Origin of the sequence: Microbacterium sp. BF1, from assembly GCF_019279095.1 — a bacterium.
Classification (GTDB): domain Bacteria; phylum Actinomycetota; class Actinomycetes; order Actinomycetales; family Microbacteriaceae; genus Microbacterium; species Microbacterium maritypicum.
Genome location: NZ_JAGYWT010000007.1, coordinates 1 through 14,712, shown reverse-complemented (window position 1 = coordinate 14,712; position 14,712 = coordinate 1). Strand labels below are relative to the sequence as shown.

Here is a 14,712-nt window from a genome sequence, read left to right as displayed (position 1 = left end):
CACCCGTCGCGCTCCCGACCGACTGCCGTGCGATCCTGTCGGACGCCGTCCTGGCCGAACTCGGGGAGACACCGCTCAACGACGCCGCCTTCGGCCCTTCCGGTGTGGGCTCCGACGGCACTCTGACGTGCATCTGGGCCGACCCGGGCGCCGACACGACCGGTCTCACGACCACGATCTCCCGGATGAACCGCGGACCCGCGCTCGACATGTTGAACGCTCTCGCGAACGATGAGGGCTTCTCCTGCTTCACCCCGGACGGCGGCACGCGCTGCGAGAAGACCTGGCCCAATGCGCAGTACCCGGTGACCGACGGCCGCACCCTCTTCTGGCGGGAGGATGTGCTCATCGACACGCGCTACTCGAACCTGGCGCCGAGCGGGTACACCTCGAGCATCGTGGAGCACCTCTTCGATTGACCTCGTCCACCGCGCGGGGGCAGGCGCCACGCGACTGCCCAGGGCACGAAGAAGGCCCCAGGCGAATCGCCTGGGGCCTTCTCAGTCACTCAGCACTCAGTTATAAGTGCCGGGGGTGATGTCGTCCGTCGAGAACGCGTCGAAGTCGACGTAGCCGAAGTCACCGTCAGCGTACGCGCCGTCGGATGCGAAGATCCGGTTCGGGTAGCGCTCGCTCTTGGCTTCCTCGGTGGCCTCGACCGTGACGTCGCGGTACTTCGAGAGACCGGTTCCGGCGGGGATGAGCTTACCGATGATGACGTTCTCCTTGAGACCGACCAGCGGGTCACGCTTGCCCTGCATCGCAGCCTCGGTGAGCACGCGGGTCGTCTCCTGGAAGGAGGCGGCCGACAGCCACGACTCGGTCGCGAGCGACGCCTTCGTGATACCCATCAGCTCCGGACGGCCCGACGCGGGGCGCTTGCCCTCTGCCACTGTCTCGCGGTTGATCGACTGGTAGCGCTTGAGGTCGACCATCTCACCCGGCAGCAGGTTCGTGTCGGCGTGATCGACGACGGTGACCTTGCGGAGCATCTGACGGACGATGACCTCGATGTGCTTGTCGTGGATCGGCACACCCTGCGAGCGGTACACGCCCTGGACGCCGCCCACGAGGTAACGCTGCACCTCGCGAGCACCCATGACGCGCATGATCTCCTTGGGGTCGAGCGTGCCCACCAGGATCGGCTGACCGACCGTGACGTGCTGCCCGTCCTCGACGAGAAGCGTCGCACGCTTCAGCACCGGGTAGATGACCGGCTCGTCACCGCTGTCGGGCGTGAGGATGACCTTCTTGCCCTTGTCGGTCTCGTCGATCGTGATGCGGCCATCGGCCTCGGCGATCGGCGACGCGCCCTTGGGGGTACGCGCCTCGAAGAGCTCCTGCACACGGGGAAGACCCTGCGTGATGTCATCCGCCGATGCCGAACCACCCGTGTGGAAGGTACGCATCGTCAGCTGGGTACCGGGCTCACCGATCGACTGGGCCGCGATGATGCCGACGGCCTCTCCGATGTCGACCGTCTTGCCGGTCGCGAGCGAACGGCCGTAGCACTGCGCGCAGACACCGACAGCGGAGTCGCAGGTCAGGACCGAGCGCACCTTGATGCTCTCGACACCGAGTCCGACGAGCTTGTCGATCAGCACATCACCCACGTCGTCGCCGGCCGAGGCGAGAACCTCGCCCGACTCGTTCACGACGTCGGAGGCCAGTGTACGAGCGAACACCGAGTTCTCGACGTTCGCGTCGCGCACGAGCTCACCCTGCGAGTTCGGAGCGGCGATCGGGAGCTCGAGGCCCTTCGACGTGCCACAGTCCTCTTCGCGGATGATGACGTCCTGCGAGACGTCCACCAGACGACGGGTCAGGTAACCCGAGTCGGCGGTACGCAGAGCGGTGTCGGCCAGACCCTTACGGGTACCGTGCGTCGCGATGAAGTACTCCGCAACCGACAGACCCTCGCGGTACGAGGAGATGATCGGACGCGGGATGATCTCACCCTTGGGGTTGTTCACCAGACCACGCATACCGGCGATGTTCCGGATCTGCAGCCAGTTACCACGAGCACCCGACGACACCATGCGGTTGATGGTGTTGTCCTCGGGGAAGTTCGCCTTCATGGCGGCCTGCACCTCGTCGGTGGCCTCGGTCCAGATCTTGATGAGCTCCTGGCGACGCTCGGAGTCGGTCGTCAGACCCTTCTCGTACTGCGACTGGACCTTCGCGGCCTGCTTCTCGTAGCCGGCGACGATCTCCGCCTTGTTCGGCGGGGTGAGGATGTCGCTCAGGGCGACGGTCACACCGGAGCGCGTGGCCCAGTAGAAACCGGCATCCTTGATGCGGTCCAGCGACGCAGCCGTCTCGACCTTGGGGTACTCCTCGGCCAGCTTGTTGACGATCTGCGACAGCTTGTTCTTGTCAGCCTGCTCGCGGACGAACGGGTAGCCCTTGGGCAGCGTGTCGTTGAAGATCGCCTGACCCAGCGAGGCATCGACGAGACCGTGACGCTCGTAGCCCTCGGGAGCTTCGCCCTCGAGGAAGGTCAGACCGGGGATGCGGATGCGGATCTTCGCCTGCAGGTCGAGGGAGCCCTCGTCCTTGGCCAGGATCGCCTCGCCCACAGAACCGAACGCACGTCCCTCACCGGCTGCACCCTCCTTGACCGTGGTCAGGTGGTGGAGGCCGATGATCATGTCCTGCGAAGGCAGGGTGACCGGACGACCGTCAGACGGCTTCAGGATGTTGTTCGACGCGAGCATCAGCACACGTGCCTCGGCCTGAGCCTCGACCGACAGCGGCAGGTGGACAGCCATCTGGTCACCGTCGAAGTCGGCGTTGAACGCCGCGCAGACGAGCGGGTGCAGCTGGATGGCCTTGCCCTCGACGAGCTGAGGCTCGAACGCCTGGATGCCGAGGCGGTGCAGCGTGGGTGCACGGTTCAGCAGAACCGGACGCTCACGGATGATCTCCTCGAGCACGTCCCAGACCTCGGGACGGGTGCGCTCGACGGCGCGCTTGGCCGCCTTGATGTTCTGCGAGTGACCGAGGTCGATCAGGCGCTTGATGACGAACGGCTTGAAGAGCTCCAGAGCCATCTGCTTGGGCAGACCGCACTGGTGCAGCTTCAGCCGCGGCCCGACGATGATGACCGAACGGCCAGAGTAGTCGACACGCTTTCCGAGCAGGTTCTGGCGGAAACGACCCTGCTTACCCTTCAGCATGTCGCTGAGGGACTTCAGGGCACGGTTGCCAGTACCGGTGACGGGGCGACCACGGCGACCGTTGTCGAACAGTGCGTCGACGGCCTCCTGCAGCATGCGCTTCTCGTTGTTGACGATGATCTCGGGGGCACCGAGGTCGATCAGACGACGAAGACGGTTGTTGCGGTTGATCACGCGACGGTACAGGTCGTTCAGGTCACTGGTCGCGAAGCGGCCACCGTCGAGCTGGACCATCGGGCGCAGCTCCGGCGGGATCACCGGGACGACGTCGAGGACCATCGCGGCCGGGCTCATGCCGGTCTCGAGGAACGAGCTGACGACCTTGAGGCGCTTGATCGCACGGATCTTGCGCTGGCCCTTGCCCTCGGAGATCTGCAGACGCAGGTTCTCCGCCTCGGCGACGAGGTCGAAGGCCGCAAGGCGGCGCTGGATCGACTCGGCACCCATGTAGGCCTCGAAGTACTGTCCGAACCGGTCCTGCAGCTCGTGGAAGACGTCGTCCTCCGGGCGCAGGGCGCCGACCTCGAGGGTGCGGAAGTCCTCCCACACGCGCTCCAGCTTCAGGATCGCCTCGTCGGCACCCTTGCGGATGAGCGACATCTCCTTCTCGGCGGCGTCCTTGACCTTCTTCTTGGCGTCGGCCTTGGCACCCTCCGCCTCGAGAGCAGCGAACTCCTCCTCCAGCTTGGCCAGGCGCTCCGCGATCTTGGAATCGCGGCGGTCGCCGAGCGTCTTCAGCTCGAGACGGATGTTGTTCTCCTGCGTGCCCAGGTCACGGTGACGAGCTTCCTCGTCGACCGAGATGACCATGTAGGCGGCGAAGTAGATGACCTTCTCGAGGTCCTTCGGCGCCATGTCGAGCAGGTAGCCCAGACGCGAGGGCACGCCCTTGAAGTACCAGATGTGGGTGACGGGAGCGGCGAGCTCGATGTGACCCATGCGCTCACGACGGACGGAGCTCTTGGTGACCTCCACGCCGCAGCGCTCGCAGACGATGCCCTTGAAGCGGACACGCTTGTACTTGCCGCAGGCGCACTCCCAGTCGCGGGACGGGCCGAAGATCTGCTCTCCGAAGAGACCATCCTTCTCCGGCTTCAGGGTGCGGTAGTTGATGGTTTCGGGCTTCTTGACCTCGCCGTAGGACCACGCGCGGATGTGGTCTGCGGTCGCCAGGCCGATGCGAAGCTCATCGAAAGTTGTGGACTCGAGCACTAGTTCTCCTGTGTCGGAAATTCTTTTTGAGAAGTCTGCTGGGGTGTGCCCGGGAGTTGGATCCCGGGCACACCTGCGGATTAGATCTCGTCGATCGAGGCGGCCTCGAAGCGGCTGGAGATGTTGATACCGAGCTCTTCTGCGGCGCGGAACGCCTCATCGTCGGTGTCGCGGAGGTTCACCAGCGTGCCGTCGGCCGAGAGGACCTCGACGTTCAGGCAGAGCGACTGCATCTCCTTCATGAGCACCTTGAAGGACTCGGGGATGCCGGGCTCCTGGATGTTCTCGCCCTTGACGATCGCCTCGTACACCTTGACGCGGCCGAGGATGTCGTCGGACTTGATCGTGAGGAGCTCCTGGAGCGCGTATGCGGCGCCGTAGGCCTCGAGGGCCCACACCTCCATCTCACCGAAGCGCTGTCCACCGAACTGCGCCTTACCACCGAGCGGCTGCTGGGTGATCATCGAGTACGGACCCGTGGAACGCGCGTGGATCTTGTCGTCGACCAGGTGGTGCAGCTTCAGGATGTACATGTAGCCCACCGAGATCGGCGCCGGGAACGGCTCGCCGGAGCGGCCGTCGAACATCTGGGCCTTTCCGGTGGAGTCGATCAGACGCACACCGTCGCGGGTCGGGATGGTCGCGTCGAGGAGACCTGCGATCTCCTCCTCGCTCGCACCGTCGAACACCGGGGTGGCGACCTTCGTGCCGGGAGTTGCCTCGAAGGCCTGCTCCGGCAGACGGGATGCCCACTCCGGGGTGCCCTCGACCTTCCAGCCCTGCTTCGCGATCCACCCGAGGTGGGTCTCGAGGACCTGACCGAAGTTCATTCGACCGGGGATACCGAGCGGGTTGAGCACGATGTCGACCGGGGTACCGTCCGCCATGAACGGCATGTCCTCGATCGGGAGGATCTTCGCGATGACACCCTTGTTGCCGTGACGGCCGGCGAGCTTGTCACCCTCGGTGATCTTGCGCTTCTGGGCGATGTAGACCACGACGCGGCGGTTGACGCCAGAGCCGAGCTCGTCGTCGCCGTCCTCGGCGTTGAACTCCTTGACCGCGATGATCGTGCCCTGCTCGCCGTGAGGCACCTTCAGGGACGTGTCGCGGACCTCGCGGCTCTTCTCGTTGAAGATCGCGCGGAGCAGACGCTCCTCGGCCGACAGCTCGGTCTCACCCTTCGGCGTGACCTTGCCGACGAGGATATCGCCGGGGCGGACCTCGGCACCGATGCGGATGATGCCGCGCTCGTCGAGGTCCTTCAGCAGCTCCGGGCTGACGTTGGGGAGGTCACGGGTGATCTCCTCCTTGCCGAGCTTGGTGTCGCGAGCATCGACCTCGTACTCCTCGATGTGGATCGAGGAGAGGGTGTCGTCCTTCACCAGGTCCTGGCTCAGGATGATCGCGTCCTCGAAGTTGTAGCCCTCCCACGTCATGAAGGCGACGAGGAGGTTCTTTCCGAGGGCCAGCTCACCGTTCTCGGTGGCGGGGCCATCGGCGATGACCTCTCCGACCTCGACGCGCTCACCGGCGTTGACGACGACCTTCTGGTTGTACGACGTGCCCTGGTTCGAGCGGTCGAACTTGCGGAGGTGGTACTCCTGCGTTCCGCCCTCGTCGAGCATGACGACGACGCGGTCTGCGGAGACCTCGGAGACGACACCGGCCTTCTCGGCGGTGATGACGTCACCGGCGTCGATGGCCGTGTAGCCCTCCATACCGGTTCCGACGAGCGGCGAGTCGCTGCGCAGCAGCGGCACAGCCTGACGCTGCATGTTGGCACCCATGAGGGCGCGCTGTGCGTCGTCGTGCTCGAGGAAGGGCACGAGCGAGGTCGCGACCGACACCATCTGGCGCGGCGAGACGTCGATGTAGCCGATGTCCTCCGGGAGGAACATGTCGACCTCACCGCTACCGCCCTTGGGACGGGCCAGGACGTGGCTCTCGATGAAGCGACCCTTGGCATCGAGCGGGGCGTTGGCCTGCGCGATGTTGAAGTCGACCTCTTCGGAAGCGGTCAGGTAGTCGATCTGGTCGGTGACGACGCCACCCTCGACCTTGCGGTACGGGGTCTCGATGAAACCGAACGAGTTGATGCGCGCGAAGGTCGCGAGAGCACCGATCAGACCGATGTTCGGGCCTTCAGGCGTCTCGATCGGGCACATGCGGCCGTAGTGCGAGGGGTGGACGTCACGGACCTCGACGCCGGCGCGGTCACGCGAGAGACCACCGGGGCCGAGGGCGGACAGACGACGCTTGTTCGTCAGACCCGCGAGCGGGTTGTTCTGGTCCATGAACTGCGACAGCTGCGACGTTCCGAAGAACTCCTTGATCGCGGCGACGACGGGGCGCACGTTGATCAGGGTCTGCGGGGTGATCGCCTCGATGTCCTGCGTGGTCATGCGCTCGCGGACGACGCGCTCCATGCGGGACAGACCGGTGCGGACCTGGTTCTGGATCAGCTCGCCGACCGCGCGGATGCGACGGTTGCCGAAGTTGTCGATGTCGTCGGTCGCGAGACGGATCTCGGCCTTCTTGCCAGCGCGGATGCCCGTGAAGGTCTCCTCGGTACCGGCGTGCAGACGCACGAGGTACTTGATCGTGGCCACGATGTCCTCGACGGTCAGTACCGAAGAGTTCAGCGGCTGGTCCAGGCCCAGCTTGTGGTTGATCTTGTAGCGACCGACCTTGGCCAGGTCGTAGCGCTTCGGGTTGAAGTAGAAGTTGTCCAGCAGCGCGCGCGCGGCCTCGGCAGCGACCTGCTCGCCCGGACGGAGCTTGCGGTAGATGTCGCGGAGCGCATCTTCCTTGGTGACGATCGTGTCCTTCGCGAGCGTCTCCTCGATCGAGGTGTAGCCGGCGAACTCGGCGAGGATCTCCTCGCTGGTCATGCCCAGCGCCTTGAGGAAGACCGTGACCGACTGCTTGCGCTTGCGGTCGACGCGCACGCCCACCTGGTCGCGCTTGTCGATCTCGAACTCGAGCCATGCTCCACGGCTCGGGATGACGCGAGCCGACACGATGTCCTTGTCACTCGTCTTGTCGGGGGTCTTGTCGAAGTAGACACCCGGCGAGCGCACGAGCTGCGACACGACGACGCGCTCGGAGCCGTTGATGATGAACGTGCCCTTGTCGGTCTGCAGCGGGAAGTCGCCCATGAAGACCGTCTGGGTCTTGATCTCACCCGTGAGGTGGTTCATGAACTCGGCCTCGACGTACAGCGGAGCGGCGTAGGTCTTGCCACGCTCCTTGCACTCCTCGATCGAGTACTTCTCCGGCTCGAGGTAGGGGTTCGTGAACGACAGCTGCATCGTCTCGCCGAGGTCCTCGATAGGAGAGATCTCCTCGAAGATCTCGCCCAGACCGCTGTTCTCGTTGACGTCGGTGCGACCCTGCTTCTTGGCCTCGGCCACGCGCGCCTTCCAGGCGTCGTTGCCGACCAGCCAACCGAAGGATTCGGTCTGCAGGGCGAGAAGGTCAGGGACCGTCAGCGTGTCGGAGATCTTGGCGAACGAAAGACGGGATGCTCCGCGTCCGTTCTTGGTGGTGGTGGATGTGGATGCGTTGCGAGCAGCAGCCAAGGGAATAACCTCCGTGAGCCCCGCAGGGCTTCTCGATTCCTTTGTCGTCAGGTGGAGTGTGCGCCCGGGAACTCAACAGATGCCGACCACCATATGAGGGCAGGGAGAAGCGAGCGCAACTACCTACTATACGCACGATCATGCGACATGGCAAGCGCAGTCCTTGACCAATCTCGGAAGCTGCGGTATGAGTACGCGATCACCGGGCCGGATCGCGTCCGGTCCGGTGATCGCGCAGGCCGCCGTCAGGAGGCGATGCCCAGCTCGTTGCCGGGAATCGACGCCAGCAGACGCCGGGTGTACGGGTCGCGGGGGTTCGTGAAGATCTCCTCCGAGGTGGCGGCCTCGACGAGCTTGCCGTCCTTCATCACGCACACGTAGTCGCTGATCAGTCGCACCACCGCGAGGTCGTGCGAGATGAACAGATAGCTCAACCCGTACTCGCTCTGCAGGTCGCCGAGCAGCTTCAGGATCTGGTCCTGCACGAGCACATCGAGCGCCGACACCGGTTCGTCGCACACGATCAGATCGGGCGAGAGGGCGAGGGCACGGGCGATCGCGACGCGCTGCCGCTGCCCACCGGACAGCTCGGACGGGTACCGACGCAGCATCGACTGCGGCAGAGCCACGTCATCCAGCAGCTGACGCACGCGCCTGCGTCGGTCGGCGCCACTTCCCCTCTTGTAGAACTCCAACGGTTCGGCGATCAGGCGCTCGATCGTGAACATCGGGTTCAGGCTCGAGTACGGATCCTGGAAGATCGGCTGCACCTGCTGCCGGAACTCCTTCGTCTCCGCCCGAGTCAGCGACGCGATGTCCTTGCCCTCGTAGCGGATCAGCCCGCTGGTCGGCTCGATCACCTTGAGCAGCATCCGTGCCGTCGTGGTCTTGCCCGAGCCGGACTCGCCCACGATCGCCACGGTCTCGCCGCGCGGGATCACCAGCGACACGTCGTCGACGGCCACGAAGTCCTCCCCGCGTCCGCGCACCGGATACACCTTGGTGAGGTTCTCGATCTCGACGATGTTGTCGGCGGGAGCCGTCTCGGCAACGGTGCTCGCCTCCGCTGCCCTCTCCTGCACGCGGAACGCCTCCGGCTGCAGGCGGGCCGCGGCGACCGAGGGGGCCGCCTTCACGAGCGACTGCGTGTACGGATGCTGCGGGTCCTCCAGGATCTGCCGGGCATCGCCCTGCTCGACCACCTTGCCGCGATGCATAACGATCACACGCTCCGCACGCTCTGCCGCGAGCCCCAGGTCGTGTGTGATGAGCAGCACGGCCGTTCCCAGCTCGCGAGTCATCTGCCCGATCTGGTCGAGGATCGTCTGCTGCACCGTGACGTCGAGGGCGCTCGTGGGCTCGTCGGCGATCAGCAGTCGGGGCTTGCACGCCAGCCCGATCGCGATGAGCGCGCGCTGACGCATGCCGCCGGAGAACTCGTGCGGATACTGCTTCGCACGTCGTGCCGGGTCGGGGAGGCCCGCAGCGGTCAGAGCCTCGACCACCTTGGTCTGCACGTTCTGCCGTGTGGCGAGGCCGTGCGCGAGCAGCGTCTCCGCCACCTGGGTGCCGATCTTCGCGACCGGGTTCAGGTTGGACATCGGGTCCTGCGGCACGAGACCGATGTCACGACCGCGGATCGCGCGCATCTCATGCTCCGACGCGCGCGAGATCTCCTTCCCGTCGAGGCGGATGCTGCCGGAGGCGATCTTGCCGCCCCCGGCGAGCAGTCCGATGATCGCCATCGCGGTGGTGGATTTGCCCGAGCCGGACTCCCCCACGATCGCGACGGTCTCGCCGGGGCGGATCTCGAGGTCCACGCCCTCCACGGCGTGCACGACACCGTCCATGGTGGCGAAGTCCACGGCCAGCCCCTGGACCGACAACAGCGGTTCGGTCGACATCTGCTTCTCCTTCGCGGCGCTCACGGCGCCGTCTTCCCGCGCGTTCATCGTGCCCTCGTCCGGGGATCCATCGCCTCGCGCAGCGCCTCACCCAGCAGGGTGAAGCCGAGCGCGGTGACCGCGATGCAGATACCGGGGAGGAAGGCGAGCCACGGCGCGATGGCCAGCTCGGACTGCGCGTAGGTGAGCATGCGGCCCCACTCCGCCGTCTCCGGGCGTCCGCCGCCGAGACCGAGGAACGACAGGGCCGCCGCATCGATGACGGCGGTGGCCAGCGTCAGGGTCCCCTGCACGATCACCGGACCGATGGCGTTGGGCAGCACGTGCGACATGGTGATCTTGCCGCGACCGAGACCGAGGGTCTGCGCGGAGAGCACGTAGTCGCTCGAACGCTGCTGCAGCATCGACGCGCGCAGCAGGCGAGCGAAGATCGGCACCTGCGATGCCCCGATCGCGATCATGATCGCGAACGGGGTCTGACCGAGGATCGCGGCGATCGACACCGCGAGCAGAAGGTTCGGCACCGACAGGATGATGTCGACGATGCGCATGATGAGGGTGTCCACCCATCCGCCGAACGTGCCGGCGAGCAGGCCAAGGATCATGCCCCCGACCAGACCCATCGCGGTGGAGATGACGCCGATCATGAGCGACGCCTGCGCGCCCCAGATGAGCTTGGACAGCACGTCGCCGCCGAAGCGGTCCAGGCCCAGAGGGAACTGCGGCAGCTCTCCCGGACCCGGGATGTATGTGGGCGTGATGTACTTCGCACCCGGCAGCGCCGTCTCCGGATAGGGAGCGAGCAGGGGCGCGAGGGCTGCGATGAGCAGGAACGCCACGACGATGGCCGCGCCGATCCACGCTGTCGGATTGCGACGGAGGCGACGGAACACGTCCCGCCAGAATCCGCCGGAACCGTTCTTCAGATCGGCCTGGGCGATCGCGACGGTGTCGATGCTGCCGCCGCTCTCTGCCGAAGGGCCCTGGGCGGGCGGGAGGGCGATGCTCATACGACCGCCTCCTTTCGCACGGTGGGGAGTGACATCACTGCACCCTCACTCTCGGATCGATGAAGCTGTAGGAGACGTCCACCGCCAGGTTGATCAACGCGTATGCGATCGCGATGAAGATGATGAACCCTTGGAGGACGGGGAAGTCCCTGGTGAAGATGGCTCTCGCCAGGAACGAGCCGATGCCCGGGAAGGCGAACACCGTCTCGGTGAGCACCGCCCCCGAGATCAGCAGCCCCGTCTGCAGGCCGATCGTGGTGATCACCGGGAGCATGGCGTTTCGCAGGATGAAGCGGTTGCGCAGCGTCGGCGACCCGACGCCCTTCGCCCGACCCGTGCGCACGTAGTCCGCGTTCTGCACCTCCAGGACACTCGCCCTGGTGATGCGGACGATGATCGCGAGTGGGATGGTGCCCAGTGCGAGCGCCGGCAGGATCAGATGCAGGATCGCATCCCATGCGGCATCGAACTCTCCGGTGATGATGCCGTCCCACACATAGAACCCGGTGGGATGGGTGGCATCTATTCGTGGATTCTGGCGTCCGTCCGAAGGCAGCCATCCCAGCTGCACCGCGAAGACGTACTTCAGGATGAACGCGAGGAAGAACACCGGGATGGTGATGCCGATCAGGCTCAGCACGACCGAGGCATGGTCGGTGAACTTGCCGTGACGGCGAGCCGCCCAGTACCCGAGCGGGATGCCGATGCCGACGGCGAAGATGAGCGCCATGACGCTCAGCTCCAGCGTCGCGGGGAACCGGCGGAGGAACTCCTCCGTCACCGGCCTGTTGGTCTGGATCGAGGTGCCGAAGTCTCCCTGGAGAAGGCGTCCGATCCAGATGAAGTACTGCTCGATGAGGGGCTTGTCGAAGCCGTAGAGCTCGTTGACTCTCGCGACAGCCTCTGGCGTGGCCTTCTCGCCGAGCAGGGCGACCGCGGGGCCGCCGGGGAGGGCCCTGACCCAGGCGAACAGCAGGATGCTGAGCCCGAACAGGGTGGGAATGAGGAACAGCAGTCGCCTGCCGATGGTGCGCAGCACGAAGATCTCCGTCGATCAGAAGGTACGCCGTTCCCCCGGTCCCGCCGAATGCGCGGGACCGGGGGTCGACATATCAAGTGGTCAGGCCTACTTGGTGAGGACGATGTCCGTGAAGACCTCGTCGTTCACCGGGCTGGCGGGGTAGCTCTTCACGCGCGGGTCGAACGCCAGTGTCGGCGCCGGGTGCGCGAGCGGGACACCAGGGATGAACTGGGCGACCATCTCGTTGATCTCCTCGTACAGCGCCGTCTGCTCCTCGAGGTTGGAGACGCCGCGCGCCTCGTTCAGCTTCTGGAACAGCTCGGGGTTGTCGAAGCCCCACTCGGAGCTCTGCTGGCCGAAGAAGACGCCGACGAAGTTGTCGGTGTCGTTGTAGTCGCCGGTCCAGCCGAGCAGGTGGATGCCGTGATCCGCGGTGCCGGTGGTGCGGTCGAGGTATTCGACCCACTCCTCCGAGACCGGGGTGGTCTCGACGCCGACCTCGGACAGCTGGGACGAGAGCACCGTGAAGATCTGCTCGGGGTCCGGCATGTAGGGACGCGAGACGTTGACCGGGTAGTTGAAGGTGAGCTTCAACGGGTTCGCCTCGGTGTACCCGGCCTCGGCCAGCAGCGCCTTGGCCTTCTCCGGGTCGTAGTCGTAGGTCGTGACATCGGGGTTGTAGCCGTTGACGACCTCGGGCACGAACTCGATCGCCTTCTGGGTGCCCTCAGGGAGCACCTGGCTGATCAGCGCGTCCTTGTCGACCGCGTAGGACAGAGCCTCACGGACCTTCGGGTCCTGCAGCTCCGGGACCGCCTGGTTGAAGGCGAGGTAGAGGATCGTGAACGGCGGGCGCGACACCATCGTGAAGCCGTCGTCTTCGAGGGCCTTGGTGTCGGCCGGTCCGACGAGGTCGTACCCGTCGATCGAGCCGGATTCGAGCGCCTGACGGCGAGCGGTCGGGTCGTCGATCGTGCGGAAGATGATCTCGTCGATCTGTCCGGCGTCGCCCCAGTAGCCGTCGTAGGCCTTGAGCGTGACCTGCTCGCCCGGTGCCCACTCGTCGAACGCGTAGGGACCGGTACCGACCGGGTGACCCATCGCGTACTCGGACAGCTGCGGGGACTCCGCCGAGCCGCTGACCTCGTCCGCACCGAACTCCTGCATCGCCGAAGGGCTCTGCATCGAGAAGGACGGGAGCGAGAGGGAGGCGACGAAGCCGGCGAACGGCTTGTTGAGGTCGATCGTGACCGAGTAGTCGCCGTCAGGGGTGCAGGACTTGTACACGGCGTCGGCCGGGTTGGAGGCGTACCCCTTGAAGAGCTTGTTGTAGTAGTAGCCGAACGCCTCGGACGCGGCGAGGCCGGTCCAGTTGAACCAGCGGTCGAAGTTCACGCAGACGGCTTCGGCGTTGAATGGCGTTCCGTCCTGGAACGTGACGTCCTCCTTCAGCGCGAAGGTGTGGGACATGCCGTCCTCCGACGACTCCCACGACTCGGCGAGCAGCGGCGCAGGGTCCGCGGTGCCGGGTTCGGTGCCGACGAGACCTTCGAAGATCTGACGCGAGACGCGGAAGCTCTCGCCGTCCTGAGCGAAGGCGGGGTCGAGGCTCGCCGGGTCGGAGGAGGCGGCGAAGACGAATGTCCCGTCGACCTCGCCCGAGCCTTCGGACCCTTCATCGCCACGCTCGCTGGCGACGCAGCCCGCGAGGGCGAGCGCCGCGATCGTGGCTCCGGTTACGGCGATGAGTCCTCGCCGACGCTTGACTGATTGGTGCATTGTGTGACCTTCCCTGTCGGGCGCTTCATTGCGCGTCCCGAGGCTTCTTCGCCTCGAGGACGGTGATGACTCGACGGTACCCAGCAGATCCTCAGATGCCAAACGCATCCAGGTTGCAATCCGATATCGGCGCGACAGACATCGATCCGGTAGGGTCCAGATCGTGCCCGACACCACCCCGCTCGCCGTCTGCTTCGGCGAGGGCATGGTCGCCCTCGTCGCCGCCACCGCCGGTCCTCTCGAGGGATGCCGGACCTTCCACCGCTCCCTGGCAGGGGCCGAGTGGAACACTGCGATCGCCCTGGCATCGGCGGGCATCCGCACTTCGGTCCTCTCCCGGGTGGGAGACGACGGCTTCGGGCGCTTCCTCACCGCCGAGCTGCGCGACCACGGCGTCGACGACTCCGCGGTCGAGGTCGACGGAGATGCGCCCACCGGCCTGTATGTGAAGGAGCTCTCCGCTCGAGACGACGGCGCGGTCGACGGAACCATGCACTACTACCGCGCCGGCTCGGCCGCTGCGGCGATCTCGCCCCAGACCCTGACCACGCCCGTGGCATCCGCTCTCCTCGCCGAAGCGGCGCTCGTGCACACCTCGGGGATCACCCCCGCGCTGTCTGCCTCGGCGCTCGCTGCCCAGGAGGCCCTGTTCACGCAACGGCACCCCGACCGGCTGCTCAGCTTCGACCTGAACTGGCGCCCCGCGCTCTGGCGAGGCCGCGAAGAGGAGGGTCGGAGGATCGTCTCCGATTTCGCTGGTCGCGCGGACATCGTGTTCTGCACCCGCACCGATGCGGAGGTCGTGTTCGGAACGAGCGACCCGCGCCGGCTGCGCTCGCTGTTCCCCCGGCCGCGGTACCTGCTCGCGACCGACCCGAATGGTGCGGTCGCCTTCGACGGCACGGAGACCGCCGACAGCGACGCCCTCGACGCCCCGTGGTGGAGACGATCGGAGCAGGAGACGCCTTCGCGGCCGGCTTCCTCGCCGGCATCCTCACCGGCCTGTCGCTCACGGGAAGCCTC

8 protein-coding genes and 1 pseudogene are annotated in these 14,712 nt (G+C 66.0%); 3 read left to right on the top strand and 6 right to left on the bottom strand.

The annotated features are described in order from the left end of the window. Window positions 1-419, top strand: a 419-nt coding sequence (locus KZA10_RS00555) for a hypothetical protein (protein WP_218681911.1), incomplete at its 5' end; no start/stop codon positions are given. Window positions 420-515: 96 nt separating this feature from the next. Here KZA10_RS00555 and rpoC read toward each other — a convergent pair. The 6 genes from rpoC to KZA10_RS00525 all read right to left on the bottom strand — a co-directional run bounded on the left by rpoC (window position 516) and on the right by KZA10_RS00525 (window position 13,689). Beyond that, on the bottom strand, window positions 516-4,391 hold the full coding sequence (gene rpoC / locus KZA10_RS00550; protein WP_218681910.1) for a DNA-directed RNA polymerase subunit beta': 3,876 nt from the start codon (window positions 4,389-4,391) through the stop codon (window positions 516-518). A gap of 80 nt (window positions 4,392-4,471) precedes the next feature. After that, entirely contained in the window at window positions 4,472-7,975 is a 3,504-nt protein-coding gene (locus KZA10_RS00545; RefSeq protein ID WP_218681909.1) for a DNA-directed RNA polymerase subunit beta, read from the bottom strand. Window positions 7,976-8,220: 245 nt separating this feature from the next. Then, window positions 8,221-9,927: an ABC transporter ATP-binding protein gene (locus KZA10_RS00540; protein WP_082524382.1), complete on the bottom strand. Its 1,707-nt coding sequence runs from the start codon at window positions 9,925-9,927 to the stop codon at window positions 8,221-8,223. After that, entirely contained in the window at window positions 9,924-10,889 is a 966-nt protein-coding gene (locus KZA10_RS00535; RefSeq protein WP_055870106.1) for an ABC transporter permease, read from the bottom strand. The genes KZA10_RS00540 and KZA10_RS00535 overlap by 4 nt, the downstream gene beginning before the upstream one ends. 34 nt (window positions 10,890-10,923) lie before the next feature. Further along, entirely contained in the window at window positions 10,924-11,928 is a 1,005-nt protein-coding gene (locus KZA10_RS00530; RefSeq protein WP_017828176.1) for an ABC transporter permease, read from the bottom strand. 87 nt (window positions 11,929-12,015) lie between these two features. Beyond that, window positions 12,016-13,689: an ABC transporter substrate-binding protein gene (locus KZA10_RS00525; protein ID WP_218681908.1), complete on the bottom strand. Its 1,674-nt coding sequence runs from the start codon at window positions 13,687-13,689 to the stop codon at window positions 12,016-12,018. A gap of 205 nt (window positions 13,690-13,894) precedes the next feature. On the opposite strand from KZA10_RS00525, the pseudogene KZA10_RS00520 reads away from it, so the two are divergent. Continuing rightward, window positions 13,895-14,455: pseudogene (locus KZA10_RS00520) on the top strand (PfkB family carbohydrate kinase); the annotation flags it as partial. 170 nt (window positions 14,456-14,625) lie between these two features. Beyond that, window positions 14,626-14,712: PfkB family carbohydrate kinase (locus KZA10_RS18645; RefSeq protein WP_374196524.1), on the top strand; the 87-nt coding region annotated here is incomplete at its 3' end.